Origin of the sequence: Bacillus silvicola (assembly GCF_050524305.1) — a bacterium.
GTDB classification, from domain to species: Bacteria; Bacillota; Bacilli; order Bacillales; family Bacillaceae_G; genus Bacillus_A; species Bacillus_A cereus_AT.
The window spans coordinates 809,072-835,493 of record NZ_JBNGVC010000012.1; the positions used below are offsets into that span (position 1 = coordinate 809,072).

The following is a 26,422-nucleotide window of genomic DNA, read 5'->3' on the forward strand; positions in this document are numbered from 1 at the left end:
CCCTTCAATATTGTCAAAAAAATTGACAGTGTCATTTCACATCTGTATAAATTTTTTTACAATATGTATATAAAGTGCACCTTCAATCAATATCTTTTCATCCCCCCACTGATTATTGAAGTAATCTTGACTTTATGAACAAACCGCCTCCCACAAATAGCGGGCTAATTTTTTATCTCCCCTAAAACACATGTAGTTCCTACTATCTTTTCTTCAAATATACATTTTGGCACGCTATTTGCTTTATTCAATACTGTGAAAAGGGGGAAATTAACATGACTTTAAGAATTAATAAAATCCAAAATCAACTACAAAAATATGAAATTGACGGATTACTTATTACAAAAAAAGAAAATCGTCAATATGCAACAGGCTTTACAGGCAGCGCTGGCGTCGTCTTAATCTCTGCGGATAAAGCGGTTTTTATAACTGATTTTCGCTACGTAGATCAAGCGAAATCACAAATAAAAGACGCTGAAATTGTTATGCATAAAGGAAATTTAGAGAAAGAAGTTGCAAATCAAGTATCGAAATTAAACATTCAAAAACTTGGAATTGAAGAAAATAACATGACATTACAACAATATAAAAACTTACAAAAATACATACATGCGGAAATGGTGCAAGTGTGTGAAATTATCGAAGATATTCGTATTATTAAAGACACACCTGAAATAGAAACAATGAAAATTGCGGCTAATATTGCTGACGACGCATTTCACCACATCCTTAAGTTTCTAAAACCGGGAATAAGTGAACATGATGTACGAGATGAGTTAGAATTTTTCATGCGAAAAAAAGGTGCTACATCCTCATCATTTCAAATTATTGTAGCTTCTGGCGTTCGTTCTTCACTTCCTCATGGAGTTGCATCAAATAAAATAATCGAACGAGGCGACATCGTTACATTAGATTTCGGTGCACTTTACGACGGATATTGTTCCGATATTACACGTACTGTAGCAATAGGGGAACCATCAGAAGAATTCAAAAAGATATACAATGTTGTACGAGAAGCGTTAAAACGTGGGACTGAAGCGATTAAGCCTGGAGAAACTGCGAAAAGTATCGATGATATAACGAGAGATTACATTACAGAACATGGATACGGTCAATATTTCGGTCACTCTACTGGTCATGGTCTTGGGTTAGAAATACATGAACCGCTTCGCCTATCCCAAGAAAGTAAGGCTACTTTAGAAGAAGGTATGGTTGTTACAGTTGAACCAGGTATTTATATACCAAACTGGGGCGGTTGTAGAATTGAAGATGATATCGTCATTACAAAAGACGGATATGAAGTTATTACAAAATCAAATAAAGAGCTAATTGTTATTCCTTGTTAATAGTTTAAAGTTTTTAACAGGATTTTTTCATTGCACATAAAATTCCTTCTCTGGGGTATTCATTTAAAGAGGGGGCATTTAAATTGAATTTTGTAATTGATAAAATAGATGGTTTACAAGTTGAATTTTCAAAACTTGTTTCCATGATGAATTACGCTCGCTATACAACAATGCAGGCTGTCGAAGGCTTAACAATTGAAGAACTTGATTATTTATATGATGATGAAGCAAATTCAATTGGTATGTTATTGTACCCTATGGCCGCTGTTGAATTTTACTACCAGATTCATACTTTTGAAGACCGTGAACCAACGGAAGCTGAATTAGAACGTTGGTTACCTGGTATTGAGTTAGGTGATCTTGGACGTGAGAAAATAAAAGGAAACGCTATAGAATTTTACATGCATACATTACAAGAAGTACGTTCCAAAACAATCGAAACTTTTCAAACGTTACCTGATGAATGGTTATTTAAAACGACAGAATTTTGGTATGACAAACCAGCAAATAACTACTTTAAATGGTTTCACGTATTTGAAGATGAAATCAATCATCGTGGACAAATTCGTTTAATTAAAAAGATGCAAAAAGCTCATGCAGTAAAATGAGAAAATGCCACCGAATAAGGTGGCATTTTCTTTTATTCATTAACGAATAGCTTTTCGTTTACTGTTTTAGTGACTACCGCTACCAACATTAAAATGCATATTAAATATAGCAATTTTGCAATAAATAACCACCCTTGAAACATTACAATTCCATCTATTATCTCATTTCCTTTCAATAACAAAAATGGAATCGTACCAATTATAATGACAAACTCGATACTGAAAACAATTTTCTTTTTTCGACTATATGCTTTCCATTCATCCCAGCGATACATGGGAGCAAAAATCAATACTCCTATACATAATATAACGCCTATCCATTCACTTTTAAGAAATTGTCCTGAAATGACTGATAATATTAAACAACCGAGCACACCATAATACCCTATTTTTTCTCTCATTCGCACTCCCCCCGTTCTATTCGCTCTTTAATATGTAACTCCCTATTCTTATCATGACTCCTAGAAAAATGACGACTACAATTACAAGATAAAGACCTTTCGCAGACGACATCCATTCTTGAAAAATAGACATTTTCTCCATTTGCCTTTGCCCCTCTATTAAAATAAACCCTACGACAAATGAACAAACAACAATGATACCTATCATAATTCCAATACTTTTCTTACTATATTGTTTCATGTCATCCCAACGATATAACAGTATAAAAACAAACCCGAGAACAGGTATAATACTTATCCATTCATTCTTTGTAAATAGATTTAAAATGATTAATAGACTACAAGATATAATAAATCCCCAAAAACCAATTTTTTTGTGCATAGCCCCTCCTTTAATTCCATTTTTAGGATTAATTGTATTGTAACATCCATTTTTAAGTCTTACCATTACAGTACATGAAATTTTATTTTTTTCTTTTTCCTATACTCACATACTTTCACTGCTTTCATACAATGAACTACACGAACGCCTAAGGATGTGAATGTTATGGGAGTTGAATTAACGCTTTTACACGCTCTCTATATTCTTTGTTTACTCACTATTATTACCTTCTTTATTTTTAGAAAAGATACGACGATCATTTGTATCGTTTTTATCTTTTTACTGGCATTAACCGCAACAAGTTCTATTCCTCTTGCCATTAGCGGTATTTTTCAAAGCTTCATCTACGCCATTACTGAACTATTACCAACTATATTAATCATCTCCATTATCGTATCCATGAGCAATCTACTCGTTCATACTGGCATAAATGATACAATGATTTCACCATTTACAAAGATGATTCGTACCCCTACCCTCGCCTACTGGATTATCGGCCTTTTGATGATGACAATTTCTTTCTTCTTTTGGCCCTCTCCTGCTGTCGCCTTAATGGGAGCAATTTTATTACCTGTCGCTGTACGTGTAGGCCTTCCGCCAATTGGGGTTGCGATTGCTATGAACTTATTCGGACACGGCATCTCCTTATCTGGTGACTTCGTTATTCAAGGTGCACCAAAATTAACCGCTGACGCTGCTGGGTTGCCTGTTTCTAGCGTTGTTTCTGCCAGTGTTCCCCTCGTTATCGTTATGGGTATTGTAACAACTTCTGTCGCATTCTTCTTCTTACGAAAAGAATTTCATACAGGCTTATCTATACAAGAATCTATTCCATCAACTGAGTCTTCTAAAACGCTCACTTCATTATCTTCTCGGACAACAAAATGGCTCGCTATTTGTATTCCGATCGTATATGCCATCGATATTCTTTGCATGATTCAATTTAAACTACAAGGAAGCGACGCAACAGCACTTATCGGCGGGACGACTGTTATTATGATTATCATCATTTCTCTCATCGCCTACAAAGGAAATGGACTAAATAAAACGACCGATTATTTTATAGAGGGGCTCCAATTTGGATTTAAAATTTTCGGGCCAGTTATTCCAATCGCTGCACTCTTTTATTTAGGAGATAGCGGCTTTGTAAAAATTATCGGGGACTATTTACCGAAAGGTTCACACGGAATTATTAACGACTTAGGAATCGCCTTATCTCAAACGGTTCCTTTAAATCAATATGTATCCGCAGGAACATTAACTATCGTTGGTGTTATAACAGGGTTAGATGGATCAGGTTTTTCAGGTATATCACTTGCTGGTTCGATTGCAAATCTTTTCGGCACAGCACTTGGTCATGGAACAGCTACATTAACAGCACTCGGACAAATTGCAGCTATATGGACCGGGGGAGGAACGTTAATTCCTTGGGCACTTATTCCTGCCGCTGCCATTTGTAAAGTTGATCCATTTGAACTTGCACGCCGAAACTTTTTACCGGTTGTGATTGGCTTAATTGTCACCACGATCGTTGCGATGTTTATTTTATAACGTAAGCAATTGTTCTCTTGCTTACGTTTTTTATTGTGAAATCCATCATGTATTACTGACTTTCAAAAGGGATTACGTATATGTTAGCGAAATTATATTAAGAGAGTATTTATTTCAAAACGTTTACGAGAAACAGATTACTTCCATTAGAAAAGGGGACATAACTATGAATGAATTGATTTTCGTCTTATTAATTTGTCCATTACTTATCTTTATCGTTTCTGTTATTGGAACACGTAGAACGAAAACGTATTACGTAATGCCGATTGTAACGTTTGCTAGTTTTTTAATAATAGGTGTTATCGCCCTTACTCCAAAATTTTTCTTTTGGGTTGGTATGTACAGCATCTTCTCATTTATTGTTTCTTATATGACTCTATTGTTTGTAAGAGGATATGAAGTTGCAGAAAACGCTAAATAGTTATTAGCAAGGAGATTATAATATGATTTTCTTTGATGTCGATGGAACTTTACTTGATTATGAGACTGCTGAGAAAAATGGTATCTCGCATTTCTTCCAACAGTATAATGATATTTTTTCAGGAAACGAATTAGAGGCCTCGAAACTATGGCATGAATTATCCGAACAATATTTCAACAAATTTTTATCCAAAGAATTATCTTTTCAAGAACAACAAGGGATGCGAATGTATCATTTATTTAAAACATATGGAGTAAACTTATCACCCGGGGAATCTCAGCACAAATTCAATCAATATATAGAACTATATAAGAACAACTGGACCGTGTTTGAAGATGTACTCTATACATTACAATCCTTACAGCAAAGAGGATATTCATTGGGCATCATTAGTAATGGCGACTATGAACAACAAATCGAAAAGTTAACTGCTCTAAACATTCTACAATATTTCAAATACATATTTACTTCTAGTGAAATTGGTATTTCGAAACCAGACCCAGAAATTTTCCACAGAGCCGGATTACAATCGAATCTTGAAATGAAAGATTGCTATTATATTGGCGATCGATTAGAAACAGATGCAATTAGTAGTACAATAGCTGGAATGCATGGGATTTGGTTAAACCGGAACGACTCACTGCTAAAATACGATGTGCCCACAATACGTTCTTTACGCGAATTTTTAACAAGGATATAAAAAGACGACCGCGTTCCCCCGCAGTCGTCTTTTTTCATATTACGCTGTAACCCAAGCCTCGTCCGCTGGATTTTTACGCCACTCTTGTAATTTTTTCGTTTCAGCTTGTCCAATCATACCTTTTTCTGCTGCAACTTCAGTTAATGCACTGTAATCACTTAAAGAATATGACGCTACGTTAGCTGCTTCTAATTTTTCTTTTCCTGACTCTAGCTCGTATGTGAAGATTGATACGATTCCTAATACTTCACAGCCAGCTTCGCGAAGTGCTTCTACACATGTAATTGCACTACCGCCAGTTGAAATTAAGTCTTCTACTACTACTACTTTTTGACCCTTTTCAGCTTTTCCTTCGATTTGGTTCCCTTTGCCGTGACCTTTTGCCTTACTACGTACGTAGCACATTGGTAAATCCATACGATCGCTTACCCATGCAGCGTGCGCAATACCAGCAGTTGCTGTTCCTGCAATAACTTCTACAGTTGGGAAGTGCTCTTTAATTAACTCTTCTAATCCAGCTGCAATCGCTTGACGTACTTTTGGATAAGATAAAGTTAAACGATTATCACAATAAATTGGTGATTTCATACCAGAAGACCAAGTAAATGGATCATTCGGTTGTAAAAATACTGCTCCAATTTCTAATAAATGCGATGCGATTTCTTTTTTCATACTGTTACACCTTCCCACTGTTGTTTTACTGTTTTATACGCTTCAAGCGGATTTTCTGCTTTTGTAATACTACGTCCAACTACGATGTAGCTTGAACCAAGTTCCCTCGCACGTTTCGGTGTTGCTACGCGCACTTGGTCATTTACATCATCGCTTGCAAGACGAATCCCCGGTGTTACTGTTACAAATTCATTTCCGCATACTTCACGTAATTTTGGAACTTCAAGTGTTGAACAAACAACTCCATCAAGTCCACTTTCTTTCGTTAATTTTGCATAATGAGCAACCGCTTCTTCTAACGTTTTCTCAATGCCGATCTCTTTTTTCATCATAGCTTCCGAAGTGCTTGTTAGTTGTGTAACTGCAATACAAATCGGTCTCTCTTTTCCTTCTTGCTTACCTTCCTCTAATCCCTCAATCGCAGCTTTCATCATACTGCTTCCCCCAGCAGCATGAACATTTACCATATCAACTTCTAGACTAGCTAGGCTACGCATAGCGCTTTTTACTGTATTCGGAATATCATGAAGTTTTAAATCTAGGAAGATCTTATGCCCTTTTTCTTTTAAGTACGTAATAATCGCAGGGCCTTCTTTGTAAAATAACTCCATACCAACTTTGACAAATAACTCTTCTCCTTCAAAGTGGTGTAAGAATTGTTCTACATCTTGTTTCCCTGGAAAATCTAGTGCAACAATTAACGACTGTGACATGTTTGCTTCCAGCTCCTTCCTTGACACTCCGAAATGTGATCAAATCCTAATTCATCTAGTAATGCTGGTAACTCTTCAATAATTGTCGGACATACAAACGGGTCTATGAAGTTCGCTGTACCTACTGCAACCGCGCTTGCACCAGCATAGAAGAATTCAATTACATCTTCCGCAGTTTCAATACCACCCATTCCGATAATCGGAATGTTAACCGCTTGACTTACTTCATGTACCATACGAATTGCTACTGGCTTAATCGCTGGCCCTGATAGTCCGCCCGTACGGTTTGCTAAAATCGGTTTTGCAGTTTTTAAATCTAGACGCATACCAAGCAATGTATTAATCATCGTTAAACCGTCCGCACCCGCATTTTCAATTGCTTTTGCAATCTCCACAATGTTTGCCACGTTGGGTGACAATTTCACATATACCGGTACTTCAGAAACCTCTTTTACTCGCTTCGTTAAATCAGCAGCAATTTCAGGATTTGTACCAAAAGCGATACCACCCGTTTTTACGTTTGGACAAGAAATATTTAATTCTAGCGCATGAACATTAGGTGCCTTTGAAATTTCCTTCGCAACTGCTACATAATCCTCAGCTTGTAAGCCAGCAACATTTGCAATAATCGGAAGATCAAATTGCTCGAGAAAAGGTAATTCAGAATTCATTACCTTTTCTAATCCAGGATTTTGAAGCCCGATTGCATTTAGCATTCCGCCTGGTGTTTCAGCAACACGAGGTGTTGGGTTTCCGTAACGAGGCTGTTCTGTTGTCGCTTTAATCATAATTGATCCAAGTACACTTAAATCATAGAACTGTGCATACTCACGACCAAATCCGAAGCAACCAGATGCTGGGATGATTGGATTTTTTAATGATAACCCTGGTAATTCAACTTGCAATCTGTTCATAGTACAACCTCCCCGATTGGAAATACTGGTCCGTCGCTACACACCTTCTTGTAAGAATGTCCACTCGGATCTGCTTGCAGATGGCATACACATGCGAAACATGCTCCAATACCACAGCCCATACGCTCTTCTAATGAAATGTAGGCTTTTCTCTCTTTATAGCGTCCTTCTAATGCACGAAGCATCGCTAAAGGTCCACATGAGTATAGAATGTCAAAGTCAATTCCATAGCTATCAATTACATCTGTTACAAAGCCTTCTGTACCATGCGTACCATCAACTGTTGCAACATACGTATCACCAAGCTCTGCGAATTTCTCTTCATAGAAGACAACATCTTTCGTTTGGAAACCTAAGATGTGAATAACGCGTACTCCCTTTGCTACAAGACGCTGTGACAATTCATATAGTGGTGGTACACCAATTCCCCCTCCAACTAATAGAGCCGTTTGTCCAGCTTCCGCTTCTTCTACAGGAAAACCATGTCCAAGTGGTCCTAACACATCTACAAGTTCGCCTTGTTTTCTTTTTGCTAATGTTTTTGTTCCTTGTCCTTCCGCACGATATAGCATTGTAAATTCGTTCTTATCTTGATCGACATTACAAATACTAATTGGGCGGCGCAGAAGGGGCGTGATGCCCTCTGCTACCTTAATGTGTACAAACTGCCCTGGGTCGTTCATTTGCTGCACAAGATCCCCTTGAAGCACTAATTCGTAAATATTTTTTGCGATTTCTTTTTGGTTAACGACGATCATATTTTGCTTTTGCATCATGCATGTACCACCTCGTGACGCTTCGTTTGCGTAATTTCTTTCATTGAATGAGCTGAGAATGTCATAGATTCTAATACTCGTAAGATTGCTCTCGTTGTATCAAGTGATGTTAAGCAAGCCACACCATTTTCTACTGATTCACGGCGAATGCGGAAACCATCACGCGCTGGTTGTTTGCCTTTTGTTAATGTATTGATTACAAACTGTGCTTTTCCTTGACGGATAATATCAAGTAAGTTGTAGTCTTCAGAATCAATTTTGTTTACAACTTGCACTGGGATATTTTGCTCTGCTAATGTTTGTGCCGTTCCAGCTGTTGCTAATAAATTGTAGCCAATTTCGTGGAAACGTTTTGCAATTTCCATTGCCTCTTCTTTATCTTTATCCGCTACAGTAATGATTACTGATCCGTGCGTTGGAATGTTAATTCCTGAAGCAACTAACCCTTTGTATAATGCTTTTTCAAGAGTTAAGTCTTTACCCATTACTTCCCCTGTTGATTTCATTTCAGGTCCTAATGTTGTATCAACTGAGCGTAGTTTCGCAAATGAGAATACCGGTGCTTTTACATACACTTCCTTCTCTTCTGGGTGATAACCAGTTCCATATCCTTGTTCTACAAGGTTTTGCCCTAAAATAACTTTCGTTGCAACATTCGCCATCGGTACGCCTGTAATTTTACTTAAGAATGGTACTGTACGGCTCGCACGTGGATTTACTTCAATTACATACACTTCATCTTTGAATACTACAAACTGAATGTTTAGTAATCCAATAATGTTTAATCCTTTTCCAAGTGCAATTGTATGTTCAATAATTTGTTCTTTCAGTTTTGCAGATAAGCTTTGTGGTGGATATACTCCGATTGAGTCACCAGAGTGAACTCCAGCGCGTTCAATATGTTCCATAATACCTGGAATGAATACATTCTCACCGTCTGAAATTGCATCTACTTCAATTTCTTTACCAACCATGTAACGGTCGATTAATACTGGGTGATCTGCGTGAACTTTAACCGCATTTTTCATGTAGTGCAGCAGTTCTTCTTGACGATATACGATTTCCATCGCACGTCCACCTAGTACGTAAGATGGTCTTACTAATACTGGGTAACCAATTTTGTCAGCGATTGCTACTGCTTGCTCTACAGTCGTTGCTGTTTTACCAACTGGTTGCGGAATACCAAGCTGTGTTAGAGCTGCTTCAAACTTATCACGATCTTCTGCACGGTCTAAATCTTCAAGTGATGTTCCTAAGATTTTCACACCGTGAGCCTCTAACTTAGCAGCTAAGTTAATTGCCGTTTGTCCACCGAATTGGACGATAACACCTTCTGGCTTTTCTAAATCGATAATGTGCATTACATCTTCGATTGTTAATGGCTCAAAGTATAATTTGTCAGAAATACTGAAGTCTGTTGAAACTGTTTCTGGATTGTTATTAACAATGATTGCCTCATATCCAGCTTCTTTAATTGCCCATACAGAGTGAACTGTTGCATAGTCAAACTCAACACCTTGACCGATACGGATTGGACCAGACCCTAGTACAACAACACTCTTACGATCTGTTATAACCGATTCATTCTCGTCACCATATGTGCTGTAGTAGTATGGTGTTGCAGATTCAAATTCTGCCGCACAAGTATCTACCATTTTATAAACAGGAGTTATATTGCTTTCTTTACGCATATCGTAAATTTCACGCTCTGTTTTGCTCCAAGCATTGGCGATGTAATGGTCACTGAAGCCCATTTCTTTCGCTGATTGTAATACTTCCATATTTCCTGCATTTGCTTTTACTTCGCGTTCCATGTTTACGATATTTTCAACTTTTTGTAAGAAGAAGAAGTCCATTTCACACCAATCGTTGATTTCTTCTTTCGTTACACCTTGACGGATTGCTTCTGCTACAATAAACAGTCGCTCATCATCAGCTTTTATAATGCGTTTTTTCATTGTCTCTTTATCAAGATCTTTTAAATGCTCTAACTCTAAGTGATAAACGCCAAGTTCTAAAGAACGAACCGCTTTTAATAATGATTGCTCTAAGTTACGTCCGATTGACATAACTTCACCAGTTGCCTTCATTTGTGTACCAAGCGTTCTGTTTGCTGATTCAAACTTATCAAATGGCCAACGTGGAATTTTTGAAACAACATAGTCTAATGCTGGCTCGAAACAAGCGTATGTCTTTTGTGTTACTGGGTTTATAATTTCATCTAATGTTAAACCGACTGCAATTTTTGCCGCTAATTTAGCAATTGGATATCCAGTTGCTTTAGATGCTAGTGCAGATGAACGACTTACACGCGGGTTTACTTCGATTACATAGTATTGGAAGCTATGTGGATCAAGTGCAAGCTGAACGTTACATCCGCCTTCAATTCCTAATGCACGAATAATTCTTAATGAAGTGTTTCGTAACATTTGATACTCACGGTCACTTAATGTTTGGCTCGGTGCTACAACGATAGAATCACCTGTGTGAACCCCAACTGGATCGATATTTTCCATGTTACATACTACAATCGCGTTATCATTCGAATCACGCATTACTTCATATTCAATTTCCTTGCAACCAGCAATACTCTTTTCTAATAAACACTGTGTCACTGGACTATGTTTTAAACCACCTGATACGATTTCAATTAATTCCTCTTCATTACTACAGATTCCGCCACCTGTTCCCCCCATTGTAAATGCCGGGCGAACAATAACTGGATAACCAATTTCTTTTACAAATTCATGTGCTTCTTCTAGCGTATGAATAATCGTACTAGATGGAATTGGTTCATTTAATTCCTGCATTAATGTACGGAATAAATCACGATCTTCCGCTTGCTCGATTGCTGATAATTTTGTTCCTAAAATTTCAACTCCACACTCTTCAAGTATGCCTGATTTCGCAAGTTCAACAGCCATATTTAGACCTGTTTGACCACCTAATGTTGGTAGGATTGCATCTGGACGTTCTTTACGAATGATACGGCTTACGAATTCTAATGTTAACGGTTCTATATATACTTTATCTGCTGTTGCAGTATCTGTCATAATTGTTGCTGGGTTAGAGTTAACAAGGATTACTTTGTAACCTTCTTCTCTAAGAGATTGACAAGCTTGTGTACCAGAGTAATCAAACTCTGCGGCTTGCCCAATTACAATTGGTCCTGATCCGATTACTAAAATTGTGTTAATGTCTAGGCGTTTTGGCATAACTCTTCCCCTTCTTTCTTGAAGTTTTCAATCATTTCTAAGAAATCTTCGAATAAATCATTTGCATCTTCTGGTCCTGCTGAAGCTTCTGGATGATATTGTACTGTAAATGCTGGGAACTTCGTATGACGAAGACCTTCTACTGTTCCATCATTTAAAGCGACATGTGTAATTTCAAGTTCTGTATTTTCAACTGATTCTTCTTCTACTGCGTAACCATGGTTTTGAGATGTAATTGCTACTTTTCCAGTTGTAAGGTTTTTTACTGGATGGTTTAAACCACGGTGACCGAATTTTAACTTACTTGTATTCGCACCAGATGCTAGTGCGAACAATTGATGTCCTAAGCAAATTCCGAATAAAGGAACTTTACCGATAATGTCTTTTAGCATTTCAATCGCTTCTGGCACATCTTTTGGATCTCCAGGTCCGTTACTTAACATAATTCCATCTGGGCTAAGGCGTAAAATCTCTTCTGCTGTTGTATTGTAAGGTACTACAATTACATCACAATCACGCTTATTTAATTCTCTTAAAATACCATGTTTCATTCCGAAGTCTACAAGTACAACTCGGTGTCCACGGCCTGGACTTGGGTATGGGTCTTTCGTTGATACGCGTTTCACGTGATCTGTAAATACTGTCGCTTTTAATTGACTCACGATGTATTCTACATCTGCATCCATGTTACATAGACGTCCACGTAATGTACCGTATTGACGAATTTTTCTCGTTAATTTTCTCGTATCAATTCCTGCTAACCCTGGGATGTTTCTTTCTTTTAAGTAATCATTTAACGAAATTTCATTACGGAAGTTTGATGGGTGATCACAAATTTCGTTTACGATTAAGCCATTTACAGATGGGTGAATCGATTCAAAATCGTCACGGTTGATGCCGTAGTTTCCGATTAATGGGTACGTGAATGTTACGATTTGACCGCAATATGATGGATCAGATAATGTTTCTTGATATCCAGTCATTCCTGTTGTAAATACAACCTCACCTGACTTTTCGATTTCTCCTCCGAAACCTTTTCCAATTAATACTGTTCCATCTTCTAAGATAAGTTGTCTTTTCATACTAATGCACTCTCCTTTTGCCATGCGATCTTACCACCAACGATTGTCATTACCGGCCACCCTTGGCATTTCCAACCTGCGAATGGTGTATTTTTTCCTTTTGATAAGAATGTTGTTGGATCAATCTCTTCTTCTTGTTCTAAATCAATGATTGTAATATCAGCTGTTCTACCTTCTTTCAGGCGACCTGCTTCTAAGCCGAATGTATCAGCTGGCTTTTCTGTTAAGAATTGAATTAACTGCTCTAATGTAATAATTCCTTTTTTCACAAGGTTTGTGTATAGAAGTGGGAATGCTGTTTCAAAACCAGTAATTCCGAATGGTGCTCTTTCAATTCCTTGTGCTTTCTCTTCCGCTGTATGCGGTGCATGATCAGTTGCGATCATATCGATTGTTCCATCTAATAGCCCTTCAATTAACGCTGCGTGGTCTTCTTTTCCACGAAGCGGTGGGTTCATTTTAAAGTTAGGATCAGCTGACGGGATATCATCTTCACATAACACTAAGTGATGCGGTGTTACTTCTGCTGTTACTTTGATTCCAGCGCGTTTCGCATCACGGATTACACGTACAGATCCTTTTGTACTTACGTGACATACGTGATAGTGACAATCTGCCGCTTCAGCAAGCAGTATATCCCTTGCAATATGTACAGATTCACATACTGATGGGATACCGTTTAGTCCGTGTTTCTCAGAAAACTTCCCTTCATGTACACAACCTTTATTAATAAGTGTATTCTCTTCACAGTGTGCAACTACTGCCATATTCAATTTCGCTGCACGCTTCATAGCAGCTAACATCATGCTCGCATCTTGTACGCCTACGCCGTCATCAGTGAAAGCAAATGCTCCAAGTTCTTTTAACGTTTCGAAATCTGTCATTTCAGAACCCGCTTGGCGTACTGTAATTGCTCCGTATGGTAGTACGTTGACATGTGCTTTTTCTTTAATACGTTTTTGCAAGTCTTCCATATGTTCTCTGCAATCTGGTACTGGGCGTGTATTTGGCATTGCACAAATTGTAGTGAATCCACCTTTTGCTGCTGCAAGTGTTCCTGTTTCAATTGTCTCTTTATGTTCACCACCTGGTTCACGAAGATGTACGTGTACATCTACTAATCCAGGTGCGATTAACTTTCCATTTACGTCGATTACTTCAGCATTATCTGCCGTAATATTTTCTGCTACTTTCGCAATTTTACCGTCTTGTACGAGAAGATCTGTTGCTACAATGTTTCCTTCTTCATTCATATAACGACCATTTTTAAACAAATAATTCATGTTTCATTCCTCCTAATACATTTGGTAAGGCGCGTTTTAGTACAGCCATTCTTACGTAAACTCCATTTTCCATTTGTTTGAATATGCGCGAACGCTCACACTCAACAAGTTCACTTGCAATTTCAACATCACGGTTTACAGGAGCTGGATGCATAATAATGCTTCCTTCTTTCATACGTTTTTCTCTTTCAACTGTTAATCCATGTTGCTTGTGATACTCTTTCATAATGTCTGTTTCATAATGATCATGACGCTCGTGTTGTACACGAAGTAACATCATTACATCCACTTCTGGAACAAGTTCATCTAATGATTTGTATGTTCCAAATGTGTTATCTTCATCTTTCCACTCTTCTGGGCTTGCAAAGTAAATTGTCGCGCCCAGTTTCGTTAATGCTTCTGCATTAGAACGTGCTACTCGGCTATGTCGAACATCTCCAACTATTGCAATCTTCAAACCTTCAAATCTTCCAAACTCTTGTTTAATTGTTAGAAGATCGAGCAGACATTGCGTTGGATGATTTCCACATCCATCTCCAGCATTCAAGATTGGAATGTTTACTTGATCTTTCAGCTCATCGAAGTAACGATCTTGCTCATGGCGGATGACTACCGCTTTTGTTCCGACTGATTCTAGTGTTCTTATCGTGTCGTATAAAGTTTCTCCTTTTTGTACGCTAGATGCATCTGCTGAAAAGTTTAAAACATCAAGTCCTAATCTCTTCTCAGCAACTTCGAAGCTAAATCTCGTTCTCGTACTATTTTCAAAAAACAAGTTTGCTACAAATGTTTGCTCTGTTGTTTTGCTCTCTTTTCCATTCGCAAAATCTTCTGCGTCTTTTAGGATTTCTGAAATTTCTAGTTCCGATAATTCACTCATCGTTAACAAATGGTTCATCGTCATCCCTCATCTTTCTGATTTTTATGTTATCACTTTTGTATTTATATAACAATATCTGTATAAAAATACCCTAGTCATGTGAGACTAGGGTGCAAGGAAGAAGCCACCCTTTTCTGTCTCACAGGACTGATTTAAAAGGTTGTTTTTATGAAGCAATCTGCTTAGATTGTTTTATTTGTTTTGTTTCTGGTAACAGTAGATTTAACAGTACACCTACAATCGCTGCTAGTGCCATTCCTTCTACTTGGAACGATTCTCCTACGTGAAGTACCGCTCCACCAATGCCGATTACTAGTATTACTGATGCAATCATTAAGTTTCGTTTGTCGCTTAAGTCTGTTTTATCATCTACCATCATGCGTAATCCGCTTGATGCAATTACACCGAATAGTAAGATTGATACGCCACCCATAACTGGTGTTGGTATGGAGTGGATCAGCGCGGAAATCTTACCGACAAACCCAAACACGATTGCGAATACTGCTGAACCGATGAATAAGTATACACTATACGCTCTCGTAATTGCTAGCACACCGATGTTTTCACCGTATGTTGTATTCGGTGGTCCACCGATCAGTGATGCGATTAATGTTGCTACACCATCACCGAATATCGAACGATGTAAGCCTGGTTTTTCAATTAAATCTCTTTTAATAACATTTCCAAGTACAATTTGATGTCCGATATGTTCTGAAATTGTTACTAGTGCAACTGGTACCATTAAAAGTACGATCTTCCACGAGAACTCCGGAGTGTATGTTACAAACGGTACTGTGAAATCTGGTACAACAAACCATTTTGCCTCAGCTACCGGCTTTAAGTCTACTAGCCCTTGGAAGTAAGCAAAGATATATCCGCCGATGATGCCAAGCAGTACTGGTATTATGCTGAAAAATCCTCTTCCGAATATAGAGCAGATAATTGTAATTGCTAATGTTACTAATGCTACTGAAAAGTGTGTAATGCTATACTTACCATCCGCACCGTTCATCGCCATGTTCACCGCTGTATGTGCTAAAGCTAAACCGATTACCATTACGACTGGTCCAACTACGATTGGCGGAAGTAATTTCATTATCCACTCTGACCCAGATTTCTTAATTCCGAGTGAGATTAAGATGTACACAAGTCCCGCTAGTAAACCACCAAGCATTGCTGCTCCCGGTCCACCTGCTGTTTTTGCTGTAATAATCGGTGCGATAAAGGCGAATGATGATCCTAGATAGGCAGGTACTTGACCTTTCGTTATAAGAAGAAACGCTAACGTTCCTAATCCACTTGATATTAATGCTACTGACGGATTCAATCCTGTTAAAAACGGAACAAGCACTGTTGATCCAAACATCGCGAACAAATGTTGTATACTTAAAAATAACCATTTTCCCGGTTTCGGTACTTCATTAACGTCTAACACTGGCTTTTGTTCCATTGTTACATCCTCCTTCAGTTTAATTCTTTGCAATAAAAAAACTCTTTGTGCCTGTGCACAAAGAGTCCTACACTTTCGTATGCCAAATTTGACATATGAAAGCCAAGACCCTTTGGCAGCCTCACAGGACTACATTTAAAAGGGCTTTACTTATCGTATATGCTTACTCGATCTTGTTGATCTGTCTCTTGCAAATCAACTTCGATACGCTCTTCACTAGATGTTGGAATGTTCTTTCCTACATAATCAGCGCGAATTGGTAATTCACGATGACCTCTATCAACAAGAACAGCCAATTGGATTTGTGATGGTCTACCTAAATCCATAAGAGCATCCATTGCTGCTCGAACTGTTCTTCCTGTATATAACACATCATCCACAAGGATAACTTTTTTCTTCGTAATATCTACAGGAATATCAGAACCTTTTACAAGTGGTTCTTTATGTTTCGATTGTAGTGTTAAATCATCACGATATAACGTAATATCTAACTCTCCTACTTCCATCTCTTTTCCTTCAATTTGACCAATTCGTTCTGCCAAACGTTGTGCAATAAAAATTCCACGTGTTTTTATTCCGACAAGAACACAGTTATCGACACCTTTATTTCGTTCCACGATTTCATGACTAATTCGTGTTAAAGCGCGGCGAATCATTTGGTCATCTAAAACGACAGCTTTCTCTTGCATGCTCTACACCTCCAAGCTTATTTTCTTGCGTGAGAGTAATGGTATAAAAAAAGTCCTCTCAGCGTGTGCGAGAGGACTTTTGAAAAAAGGGTACAGCATACCCTAAGTATTTCAAACCGTTACCTTCTCAACCTCACGGGGCTGTGTTAAAGGATCATTATTTAACTGTTGTCAGTATCTCAGTTTTCTTACGATTTGTCAATACTATTTCCGTAAAATATTTAGTGCTTCTTCAAACACTTCTGGAATCGGTGCTTCAAACTCAATATATTCACCAGTACGAGGGTGATCGAAACCTAAAATCCCTGCATGAAGTGCTTGCCCATTCATATCTAATGTTTTCTTCGGACCATACTTTGGATCTCCCGCAAGTGGATAGCCAATATATTTCATATGAACACGAATTTGGTGCGTACGTCCTGTTTCTAAGCGACATTCTACAAGTGTGAAGTCTTTGAAGCGCTCTAACACTTGGAAGTGCGTAACAGCATTCTTACCATTTTCATCAACTGTCATACTTTGACGCTCTTTCTTATCACGGCCAATTGGTGCATCTATCGTTCCCTTATCATGCGGAATAACACCGTGCACAATCGCTTTGTAACGTCTTGTTACTGTTTTTGCTACAAGTTGATTTACAAGTGATTCGTGCGCCATATCATTTTTAGCAACCATTAATAGTCCAGATGTATCTTTATCAATACGATGAACGATACCAGGACGCATTACACCATTAATACCTGATAGGTCTGTACAATGATGCATAAGTCCGTTTACAAGCGTACCACTTGTATGTCCTGGTGCCGGATGTACAACCATACCACGTGGCTTATTTACAACGAGTACATCTGCATCTTCATAATGAATTTCTAAATTCATATCTTCCGCTTTAATATCAAACTCTTCTGGGTCAGGAATTGTTACTGTAATTTCATCATTTCCTTTTACTTTATAATTCCCTTTAACTGATTTCCCATTTACTGTGACAACAGCATCTTTAATCCATTGCTGTACTTGTGAACGTGACCATTCACTGTTTATTTCTGCAACGAATTTATCAATTCGCTCGCTTTTTTGTTCTTCTGCAACTGTTACTTGTACTACTTCACTCATTCAATTACTCCTTCGTTTTCTTTCCTTCTAATACTGTTTGAATAATAATTAATACAACTCCAATACATAATGCTGAATCAGCTATATTGAATACTGGATAATTGTACGAGAAAATATACACGTGAATGAAATCCACTACTTCTTGTCTAAATACACGATCAATAAAATTACCAATTGCTCCGCCTAAAATCAGACCTAATGAAATACCTAGAAGTTTGTCCGTTTTTGCATATTTTTTCATATAAAATACGATAAATGCTACGAAAACGACTGTAATAATGTAGAAAAACCACATTTTATTTTCTAAAATACCCCAGGCAGCTCCTCTATTTCGATGTGATGTTATGTATAATACATTATCGATAATCGGAATGCTCGTACCCAATTCCATGTTCTTTACAATTAGCCACTTCGATATTTGATCGATGGCAATGACAAATAACGCTATTACATAATATATCATTTTCATTTCCCCCACAAAGACAGTGTACCTCAAAATTTTAGCATAGCTGCTACCTTTTCACAATGAACCTTTATAGAAGAATAAAATAAATTAAAAAAAGGTAATATAATATCGTTGTGCGCACTCATACATTTACCTTTTCATAGAAAAATTCATGAATCGTACGGGCAGTCGGCATTGTTTTCATTTGTTTTGTAGGAATTGCTCTCCCAGTTTCTTCACAAATACCGTACATATCTATTTCCATTTTAAACAATGCACGTTCTACATCTTTTAAATCCTCTTTTATATCATGTAATAGCAGTTTTTTCTTTATCTCTTCCTTAATTTCATATCCAAGCTCCCCGCTAAACTCTGTATCATATTTGTGCATGACTTCTTTAGCTAGTCTCTCTTGCAACTCTTTTCTCATCAATTGCAATTCTTCTTTTATTTCCATATACATTTCATTCACGTGTACATTCCTCCCAGCTGCAATGTACGATTAGTGTGTCCGAAATTCTCAGGCTTACCTCACACACATTTTTCCTTCATAGGAAAGAGAGTGAAAGTTATTTCAATATATTATCAACGAAAAAACAAAAAACTGACTGCACTTACGCGCAGTCAGTTTTTTATTATTTTACATAGTTTTCTTTAACAACTGTTGCACAACGCTCACATAATGTTTCATGTTCTGCATCTTTACCAATTGTTTCTGAAACAACCCAACAACGTTCACACGTCTCACCTGTCGCCTGTGCTACAACTACAGCTGTATGCTCATACTTTGGTGCTTCTGTTGGCGCTTCTTCAATTGTACCACCAAGTTTATACTCAGAAACGATGAATAATTGCTTTAAGTCTTCACTAATAGACTCTAACATAGCCTTCATTTCTGCAGTCGGATATAGCGTAATGCTCGCATTTAATGACTTACCAATTACTTTCTCATTACGAGCTACTTCTAACGCTTTTAAAACGTCATCTCGTAATGTCATAAATGCATCCCATTTTGCTCTTAACGCTTCTGAACCCTCTACTTCTGTAGCTTCTGGCATATTAGTTAACTGTACGCTTTCTTCTTCTGCACCAGGAACATATGGCCATACTTCATCAGCTGTATGAGGTAAGATTGGTGTTACAAGTTTCGTTAATGCAACAAGAACATCATATAATACAGTTTGAATTGCACGACGATCCGCGTGATTTGCACCTTCAATGTATAAAATGTCTTTTGCAAAGTCTAAGTAGAATGAACTTAGATCAATTGTACAGAAGTTGTGAATTGCATGATATACAGCAGCAAAGTCATATGTTTCATATGCATCTTTTACTTTTGTAATTAAGTCATTTAACTTCACTAACATGTAACGATCTACTTCACGAAGTTCAGCTACTGCTACTGTATTTTCACTTGGATTAAAGTCATCTAAGTTTCCTAATAAGAAACGGAATGTGTTACGGATTTTACGATACACTTCTGCTACTTGTTTTAAAATATCATCTGAAATACGTACATCAGATTGATAGTCAACAGAAGATACCCATAAGCGTAAAATGTCTCCGCCTAATTGATCCATAATTTTCTTCGGTACGACGATATTTCCAATCGACTTACTCATTTTACGTCCTTCACCATCTAATACGAAACCGTGGCTTAGTACGCCTTTATATGGAGCTTTACCTGTTACAGCAACCGCTGTTGATAATGAAGAGTTAAACCAACCACGATACTGGTCAGATCCTTCTAAATATAAATCAGCTGGACGTTGTAAGTCTTCGCGCTCTTCTAATACCGCTTGATGAGAAGAACCTGAATCGAACCATACATCCATGATGTCTGTTTCTTTACGGAATTCACCATTTGGGCTACCTGGGTGTGTAAAGCCTTCTGGTAATAGATCTTTCGCTTCACGCTCGAACCATACGTTAGAACCGTGTTCACGGAATAAATCTGCTACGTGGTTAATTGTTTCATCCGTAATAATTGGATCGCCATTCTCAGCATAGAATACAGGAATTGGTACACCCCATGCACGCTGACGAGAAATACACCAGTCACCACGGTCACGAACCATATTATGAAGACGAGTTTCTCCCCACGCTGGTACCCATTTCGTTTCCGCAACAGCTTCTAATAACTCTTTACGGAATGCTTCAATAGATGCAAACCACTGTGCTGTCGCACGGAAAATAATTGGTTTTTTCGTTCTCCAATCATGTGGGTATGAATGCGTAATGAATGTTAGTTTTAGTAACGCGCCTACTTCTTCTAATTTTTCTGTAATTGGCTTGTTAGCTTTATCATAGAATAAGCCTTCAAATCCAGGTGCTTCCTCTGTTAATACACCTTTATCGTCAACTGGACAAAGTACTTCTAATCCATACTTTTTACCAACAATAAAGTCATCTTCTCCGTGTCCTGGTGCTGTATGAACACAACCTGTACCTGCATCTGTTGTTACGTGATCTCCTAGCATAACTAATGAATCACGATCGTAGAATGGATGTTTTGAGACTGTGTACTCAAGTTCGCTACCTTTTACCGTTTTCACAACTTCAGCATTTTCCCACTCTAACGTTTTTGCAACTGTCTCAAATAGTTCAGAAGCAATAATATATTTTTCATCATTTACTTTTACGATGCTGTATTCAAGTTCTGGGTGAACAGAAATACCTAAGTTTGCAGGTAACGTCCAAGGTGTTGTTGTCCAGATAATAAATTTCTCATCACCTTCTAATACGTTCTTTCCATCTTTTACAGGGAATGCTACGTAAATAGATGCTGATTTTTTATCTTGGTATTCAATTTCAGCTTCTGCTAAAGCTGATTCACTCGTTGGAGACCAGTAAACTGGTTTTTGCCCTTTATAGATATAACCTTTTTTCGCCATATCACCAAACACTTTAATTTGTTGTGCTTCATAAGCTGGCTCTAAAGTAATGTATGGGTTATCCCAATCAGCACGTACACCTAGACGCTTAAATTGTTCACGTTGACGTTCTACTTGTTCATATGCATACTCTGCACATAACTTACGGAACTCAGCAACTGTCATTTCTTTACGCTTTACACCTTTATTTGTTAAAGCTTGTTCAATTGGTAAACCGTGCGTATCCCAACCTGGAACATATGGCGCAGAGTAACCAGTCATAGATTTATAACGAACAATAAAGTCTTTTAATACTTTATTTAATGCATGTCCCATATGAATGTCACCATTCGCATATGGAGGTCCATCATGTAGTACAAATAAAGGACGACCTTTTGTATGTTCTTGTACCTTTTCATAAATATTCATTTCAGCCCACTTTTCTTGCATTGCAGGCTCACGTTTTGGTAAATTCCCACGCATTGGGAACTCTGTTTTTGGCATTAGTAATGTATTTTTGTACTCCATGCTCAATTCCTCCTTACATGTATAAAAGAAAAGACCTAAAAAACGGAATAAAAAAGAGACTTTCTCATCCCAAAAAGGGACGAGAAAGTCTCCCGCGGTACCACCCTAGTAGATCCTATACGCATGTATACAATCCTCTTTATATTCTTAACGCGAATATAACGCCTACGCTTACTCTATTTGTTCAGCGCGGAACTCCAGGGTGATATTCCCATAATCTCCTTATCCTGAGCTTACACCATCCTCAGTTCGCTATATAAGGTATGAAAAAGGTACTTATCCCTATCTTCGTTTTTCTTAATAAATATGCTGTTTAAAATTATATGTAATAATGGGAAAAACGTCAAGCTTACACTGTTTCTTCTTTTTTCAACAGCTCGTCCACTTCGTCTTCTAACTCAATTAGTTTATCCCAATCATCGTTGTTTAACATTTCAAGCTGTGTTTCTAATAGCATACGGAAACGAGTACGGAATACTTTTGCTTGTTTTTTTAATTCTTCAATATCAAATGCCACTTTTCTTGATTTTACTAGCGCTTCGTTAATGATACGATCCGCATTCTTTTCCGCTTCACGTACGATTAATTTCGCTTCTTTTTGCGCATTACGTTTCACTTCTTCCGCTGCTTCTTGTGCAACAACGATAGATTTGTTTAGCGTATCTTCAATATTAGAAAAATGATCTAACTTTCCTTCTAATTGCGCAACCTTTTCTTCTAAAGTTTTTTTCTCACGAATGACTAATTCATAATCTTTGATAATTTGATCAAGAAACTCATTTACTTGATCTTCATCATAGCCACGGAATCCGCGACCAAATTCTTTGTTATGAATATCTAATGGTGTTAACGGCACAACGCCACCTCCAAGTAGTTATCTAAATTTCCTCTTTCAATTATATCTTTTCTTCGACAAAATAGGAGGATTTCCTTCTAAAAAACCAATCATTTTAGTATACCATACAAAATTCTCCATTTGTCGCGCTTCGTTTTACCTTCTACAGAAAATATTTTACTTCTTCCGTATCCTCTAACCGAGAATACATCTCCTGGAAAACATTCATACGCAGTTTGTTCTACTGTTTTCCAATTGACTTTTACTAAGCCACCTTTTATAAGAGGCTGTACTTTCTGCCTGGATATATGTAGCATTTCAGCTAACAAAACATCTAGACGAAGTGATGAAACTGTTCCAGATTTTTCTCCCCACTTTTCACCTACACACAAAATTTGTTCTGCTTGTACAGGCGTGAGAGATACTTTCACTTTCCCTATTGATTGTAAGTTCATTTCAATATAAGATGCAACTTCTTTTGCAACTGCAATTTGGGCACGATTTTCTTGAAGCAAAATATCACCACATTTTTCTCTGGTTAAACCAAGTGACATAAATGCACCTAATATTTGCCTGTGTTCTAGCGTATAAAATTTGGAAGGATAGTCAATTTCTAATACTTCTACTTGAAATTCTTCTTCATTTAATTCTAGATAGTCTGGATAAATTAGTGCTCTTTTTCGTTCAGATTCAGGCATCGCACCATCAAAGCGTACAGCAACCTCTCCTTGCCCTATTACCATAGAGACAATTTGTTGCTGTCTTGGATCAAGAAAATCTGTTAACTTGACTTGATGATACTCAGCCTCCTGTTTCCACTCTAATACTTTATCCACAAAGACCTCTTCATCAGGTCTAAAATGCTCATAGATGCTCATGTAAGTAACCTCTTATTATAAGAAATAGCGGAATAAACTTACTAAACCATTTGTAGCAAGCTTTAACGCAAGAATCGCAACGATTGGAGAGATGTCAATCATACCAAGCGGCGGAATAAACCTGCGAAATGGTTCTAAATACGGTTCACAAATACGTGCAAGAAACTCTCCAAAAGTTGATTCCTTTGCACCAGGAAACCATGATAGGAGAATGTAAATAATAAGTGCCCACGAGTAAATCTCGATAGCATAAAGTAAAACTGTTAAAACTGTTCCCATGGCGTATTACCACCTCTTTATATTTGTTTCTTCTTCTTCACCGAACAACTCTGAAATTGCACCAACAATATCTACATTTTCAGGTGTACACATAAATGTTTTTGGGCCTATCTTTTGAATATCCCCGTCTATAGCGTATACAGTACCACTTAAAAAGTCAACGATACGTACAGCTTGATCTGTAGACATTCTTTGTAAATTAATTACAACAGCTCGTCTACCTTTTAAGTGATCCGAAATGCCTTGTGCTTCCGAATATGTGCGTGGTTCTAGTAAAACAACTTTTGAAGATTGCTTCGCTGTTTCAATACTCACTACATTTTGCTTCGGTTGCATTTTCGCAAACGGAACATCTTGTTTTTCAGGGGGGTCTTGTTGTTTTTTCATGTCTGTTTGCTCCTTTTCATAACTATATTGAGCTGCTTCTTTTTCTTCCGGTGTGTCAAAAAAGAAGTATTTTACTTTTGACCAACTCATAATAACTTTCTCCTTCCTCTTACGCTTTTCCTACTAAAACCGTTCCCAAACGAATATATGTAGCGCCTTCCTCAATTGCAATCGTGTAATCATTTGACATTCCCATTGATAATTCTTTACATGGTGCATGTAATAATTCTAGCTCTTGCACCTCTGTTTGTAGCATGCGCAATTCCTTAAAGCAGCGACGAATCTCTTCCTCTTCTCCTGTAAACGGAGCCATTGTCATTAATCCTACCACTTCAATCTTATCCAATTCTTGCAAACTTTGAATAAAAGAAATTGTTTCTTCTATCGCCAATCCTTGCTTTGATTCTTCAGATGATGTTTTCACTTGAATAAAGCATTTAACTTTCTTATCAGCACGTTTTTGAATTTCTTTTGCAAGTGAGAGACGATCTAATGAATGTAAATAATCAATCTCATTAATGATTTCTTTTACTTTTCTCGTTTGCAATGAGCCAATAAAATGCCAATTCACGTTTGAACCGAAATGCTCGTATTTTTGTGAGAAACCTTCATTTCTATTTTCACCTAAATCAATAATTCCTGCTTCAATTACTTCGCTTGTTTTTTCAATTCCTACAGTTTTTGTAACTGCAACGAGCTTAATATCTTTCATCGAACGTCCAGCTCGTGCACAAGATTCTTTAATTGCTTCGTTTACACCTGCTAAATTCCCTTGCACTGTCACTTGCTTCACTCCTCCTTAAAACCTATGAAACTCAACATTCTCCCCGTCTTACCTTGATCACGACGATGAGAGAAAAATAATTGTTCTTCACAGCTTGTACAAAGAGATGACATTACAATATGTTCTTCTTTTATGCCTGCTTGTACACATAATATACGATTAACTTCTTTTAAATTAATTGCATACTGACCATCAGAAATTACTTTATAAGGAACAGGTCCGTTTACTACTTGCTGTGCTGCTGTTAATACACGATCATCAACAACATAACAACATGATCCGATCGCCGGCCCAATTGCGACATGAATTTCATCACTTGAAACACCTTCTGCATTCCACTTTTGAATCATTTCTTTCGCGATCTCTGTTACAGTCCCTTTCCACCCAGCATGCGCAAGTCCTATCATATCATGTGATGGTGCATAAAAATAGAGCGGAACACAATCAGCGTAACAAGATGTTAAGAGAACATCTTTGTTCGTCGTATAAATGCCATCCGTTTTTGGAATACCGTCTTCATATGAATAAACGCCTTTCCCTTTTTCTTGCAATCCTACTTTCTCAACATGATGGTCATGAACTTGTTCAGAGCAAATCCAGTTTTCTAATGGTTTTTGTAACTTATTTGCTAAAATGCGTCTGTTTTCATGAACGTTCTCCACGATATCATTCACATGTAATCCTAAATTCATCGCATGAAAGGAGCCTGTACTTACTCCACCATCTTTTGTCGTAAATCCAACAGTAATGTTTCCAAGTTCTTTCCACGCTTGTAAATACAGTATACCGTCCACATATTTAAATGGTTCTCTCATAACAAAGCGGCTCCTTTTAATTAAAATAACATAAAAAAGCATGGTACTTCCTGTCTATTTTACCATACTTTTATTTTTTCATAATGACAACTGAAAAAAAAGAGGAATTTGTAATATTCTTTAAGAAATTGTCGGTGTTTGTATTGATTCTGTTACAGAATTAATATTATCCACCCTCACAAGTATGACATCTTCCCCAATCTTCATAATTTGCTCCCAAGGAATTACAAATTCTACTTCCTTTCCAAAGAGTCCAAGCATTCGTGTCTGCTTGGAAATAATAACTGCCCTAATCTTCCCTGTGTCTATATCAAAATCAATATCTCCAATATTTCCAAGCCTTTTTCCATCTAAAACATTCACAACATCCTTCATTTGAAACTCCGAAATTCGAATCATATT

The 26,422-nt window shown here is 37.4% G+C and carries 28 protein-coding genes and 1 other annotated feature; of the genes, 5 read left to right on the forward strand and 23 right to left on the reverse strand.

Annotated elements, in window-relative coordinates; translation table 11 throughout:
* The first annotated feature begins 275 nt into the window (after positions 1-275).
* Both ACP6L7_RS15900 and ACP6L7_RS15905 read left to right on the forward strand, forming a co-directional pair.
* Complete coding sequence (locus tag ACP6L7_RS15900; RefSeq protein WP_097830938.1) at positions 276-1,346, forward strand: M24 family metallopeptidase; 1,071 nt, start codon at positions 276-278, stop codon at positions 1,344-1,346.
* An 83-nt stretch (positions 1,347-1,429) separates the two neighbouring features.
* Positions 1,430-1,954 (forward strand): DinB family protein, encoded by a 525-nt coding sequence (locus ACP6L7_RS15905; RefSeq protein ID WP_097830937.1) that lies wholly within the window; start codon positions 1,430-1,432, stop codon positions 1,952-1,954.
* 32 nt (positions 1,955-1,986) lie between these two features.
* Here the strand turns inward: ACP6L7_RS15905 and ACP6L7_RS15910 are convergent, their stop codons facing one another.
* Together ACP6L7_RS15910 and ACP6L7_RS15915 are read right to left on the reverse strand one after the other, a co-directional pair.
* The gene (locus tag ACP6L7_RS15910; protein ID WP_097830936.1) at positions 1,987-2,355 is read right to left on the reverse strand and encodes a YoqO family protein; all 369 of its coding nucleotides are present in this window, start codon (positions 2,353-2,355) and stop codon (positions 1,987-1,989) included.
* A gap of 16 nt (positions 2,356-2,371) precedes the next feature.
* Positions 2,372-2,803, reverse strand: a complete 432-nt coding sequence (locus tag ACP6L7_RS15915; protein ID WP_170960990.1) for a YoqO family protein — start codon at positions 2,801-2,803, stop codon at positions 2,372-2,374.
* Positions 2,804-2,902: 99 nt separating this feature from the next.
* On the opposite strand from ACP6L7_RS15915, the gene ACP6L7_RS15920 reads away from it, so the two are divergent.
* The 3 genes from ACP6L7_RS15920 to ACP6L7_RS15930 all read left to right on the forward strand — a co-directional run bounded on the left by ACP6L7_RS15920 (position 2,903) and on the right by ACP6L7_RS15930 (position 5,409).
* Positions 2,903-4,288: a hypothetical protein gene (locus ACP6L7_RS15920; protein WP_097830934.1), complete on the forward strand. Its 1,386-nt coding sequence runs from the start codon at positions 2,903-2,905 to the stop codon at positions 4,286-4,288.
* Between the two features lie 166 nt (positions 4,289-4,454).
* The gene (locus ACP6L7_RS15925; protein WP_097830933.1) at positions 4,455-4,709 is read left to right on the forward strand and encodes a YbeF family protein; all 255 of its coding nucleotides are present in this window, start codon (positions 4,455-4,457) and stop codon (positions 4,707-4,709) included.
* 22 nt (positions 4,710-4,731) lie between these two features.
* On the forward strand, positions 4,732-5,409 hold the full coding sequence (locus tag ACP6L7_RS15930; RefSeq protein ID WP_097830932.1) for an HAD family hydrolase: 678 nt from the start codon (positions 4,732-4,734) through the stop codon (positions 5,407-5,409).
* A gap of 39 nt (positions 5,410-5,448) precedes the next feature.
* Here ACP6L7_RS15930 and pyrE read toward each other — a convergent pair whose 3' ends face one another.
* The 21 genes from pyrE to ACP6L7_RS16035 all read right to left on the reverse strand — a co-directional run bounded on the left by pyrE (position 5,449) and on the right by ACP6L7_RS16035 (position 26,419).
* Positions 5,449-6,081: an orotate phosphoribosyltransferase gene (pyrE, locus tag ACP6L7_RS15935; RefSeq protein WP_000711455.1), complete on the reverse strand. Its 633-nt coding sequence runs from the start codon at positions 6,079-6,081 to the stop codon at positions 5,449-5,451.
* Complete coding sequence (gene pyrF / locus ACP6L7_RS15940; protein ID WP_097830931.1) at positions 6,078-6,794, reverse strand: orotidine-5'-phosphate decarboxylase; 717 nt, start codon at positions 6,792-6,794, stop codon at positions 6,078-6,080. The genes pyrE and pyrF overlap by 4 nt, the downstream gene beginning before the upstream one ends.
* Positions 6,779-7,708: a dihydroorotate oxidase B catalytic subunit gene (gene pyrD / locus ACP6L7_RS15945; protein WP_430529305.1), complete on the reverse strand. Its 930-nt coding sequence runs from the start codon at positions 7,706-7,708 to the stop codon at positions 6,779-6,781. Before pyrD ends, pyrF begins: the two co-directional genes overlap by 16 nt.
* Positions 7,705-8,484, reverse strand: coding sequence for a dihydroorotate oxidase B electron transfer subunit (gene pyrK, locus ACP6L7_RS15950; protein WP_000983346.1), 780 nt, complete (start codon positions 8,482-8,484; stop codon positions 7,705-7,707). The genes pyrD and pyrK overlap by 4 nt, the downstream gene beginning before the upstream one ends.
* Positions 8,481-11,699, reverse strand: coding sequence for a carbamoyl-phosphate synthase large subunit (gene carB, locus ACP6L7_RS15955; protein ID WP_430529306.1), 3,219 nt, complete (start codon positions 11,697-11,699; stop codon positions 8,481-8,483). The genes pyrK and carB overlap by 4 nt, the downstream gene beginning before the upstream one ends.
* Entirely contained in the window at positions 11,684-12,781 is a 1,098-nt protein-coding gene (locus ACP6L7_RS15960) for a carbamoyl phosphate synthase small subunit (protein ID WP_097830929.1), read from the reverse strand. Before ACP6L7_RS15960 ends, carB begins: the two co-directional genes overlap by 16 nt.
* Positions 12,778-14,064, reverse strand: a complete 1,287-nt coding sequence (gene pyrC, locus ACP6L7_RS15965) for a dihydroorotase (RefSeq protein WP_097830928.1) — start codon at positions 14,062-14,064, stop codon at positions 12,778-12,780. Before pyrC ends, ACP6L7_RS15960 begins: the two co-directional genes overlap by 4 nt.
* Positions 14,048-14,962 (reverse strand): aspartate carbamoyltransferase, encoded by a 915-nt coding sequence (gene pyrB, locus ACP6L7_RS15970; RefSeq protein ID WP_097830927.1) that lies wholly within the window; start codon positions 14,960-14,962, stop codon positions 14,048-14,050. The genes pyrC and pyrB overlap by 17 nt, the downstream gene beginning before the upstream one ends.
* Before the next feature lie 148 nt (positions 14,963-15,110).
* Entirely contained in the window at positions 15,111-16,394 is a 1,284-nt protein-coding gene (gene uraA / locus ACP6L7_RS15975; RefSeq protein ID WP_141533252.1) for a uracil permease, read from the reverse strand.
* 146 nt (positions 16,395-16,540) lie between these two features.
* On the reverse strand, positions 16,541-17,083 hold the full coding sequence (gene pyrR, locus ACP6L7_RS15980) for a bifunctional pyrimidine operon transcriptional regulator/uracil phosphoribosyltransferase (RefSeq protein ID WP_001156489.1): 543 nt from the start codon (positions 17,081-17,083) through the stop codon (positions 16,541-16,543).
* Positions 17,084-17,287: 204 nt separating this feature from the next.
* On the reverse strand, positions 17,288-18,196 hold the full coding sequence (locus ACP6L7_RS15985) for an RluA family pseudouridine synthase (protein ID WP_097830925.1): 909 nt from the start codon (positions 18,194-18,196) through the stop codon (positions 17,288-17,290).
* A 4-nt stretch (positions 18,197-18,200) separates the two neighbouring features.
* The gene (gene lspA / locus ACP6L7_RS15990) at positions 18,201-18,659 is read right to left on the reverse strand and encodes a lipoprotein signal peptidase LspA (protein ID WP_000642178.1); all 459 of its coding nucleotides are present in this window, start codon (positions 18,657-18,659) and stop codon (positions 18,201-18,203) included.
* 124 nt (positions 18,660-18,783) lie between these two features.
* Positions 18,784-19,113, reverse strand: coding sequence for a TraR/DksA C4-type zinc finger protein (locus ACP6L7_RS15995; RefSeq protein WP_097830924.1), 330 nt, complete (start codon positions 19,111-19,113; stop codon positions 18,784-18,786).
* Positions 19,114-19,276: 163 nt separating this feature from the next.
* The gene (gene ileS2, locus ACP6L7_RS16000) at positions 19,277-22,042 is read right to left on the reverse strand and encodes an isoleucine--tRNA ligase (RefSeq protein WP_430529307.1); all 2,766 of its coding nucleotides are present in this window, start codon (positions 22,040-22,042) and stop codon (positions 19,277-19,279) included.
* Positions 22,043-22,114: 72 nt separating this feature from the next.
* Positions 22,115-22,340, reverse strand: a binding site (T-box leader).
* Between the two features lie 51 nt (positions 22,341-22,391).
* Positions 22,392-22,898 (reverse strand): septum site-determining protein DivIVA, encoded by a 507-nt coding sequence (gene divIVA / locus ACP6L7_RS16005; protein ID WP_097830922.1) that lies wholly within the window; start codon positions 22,896-22,898, stop codon positions 22,392-22,394.
* 89 nt (positions 22,899-22,987) lie between these two features.
* A complete protein-coding gene (locus ACP6L7_RS16010; protein WP_097830921.1) occupies positions 22,988-23,755 on the reverse strand; it encodes a YlmH family RNA-binding protein in 768 nt (255 codons plus the stop codon).
* Positions 23,756-23,770: 15 nt separating this feature from the next.
* Positions 23,771-24,034, reverse strand: coding sequence for a YggT family protein (locus ACP6L7_RS16015; RefSeq protein ID WP_097830920.1), 264 nt, complete (start codon positions 24,032-24,034; stop codon positions 23,771-23,773).
* Positions 24,035-24,040: 6 nt separating this feature from the next.
* Positions 24,041-24,511, reverse strand: coding sequence for a cell division protein SepF (locus ACP6L7_RS16020; RefSeq protein ID WP_097830919.1), 471 nt, complete (start codon positions 24,509-24,511; stop codon positions 24,041-24,043).
* 19 nt (positions 24,512-24,530) lie between these two features.
* Positions 24,531-25,205, reverse strand: a complete 675-nt coding sequence (locus ACP6L7_RS16025; RefSeq protein ID WP_097830918.1) for a YggS family pyridoxal phosphate-dependent enzyme — start codon at positions 25,203-25,205, stop codon at positions 24,531-24,533.
* A gap of 5 nt (positions 25,206-25,210) precedes the next feature.
* On the reverse strand, positions 25,211-26,020 hold the full coding sequence (gene pgeF, locus ACP6L7_RS16030; protein WP_097831050.1) for a peptidoglycan editing factor PgeF: 810 nt from the start codon (positions 26,018-26,020) through the stop codon (positions 25,211-25,213).
* Between the two features lie 120 nt (positions 26,021-26,140).
* On the reverse strand, positions 26,141-26,419 hold the full coding sequence (locus ACP6L7_RS16035; protein WP_097830917.1) for a YlmC/YmxH family sporulation protein: 279 nt from the start codon (positions 26,417-26,419) through the stop codon (positions 26,141-26,143).
* Positions 26,420-26,422: the final 3 nt, after the last annotated feature.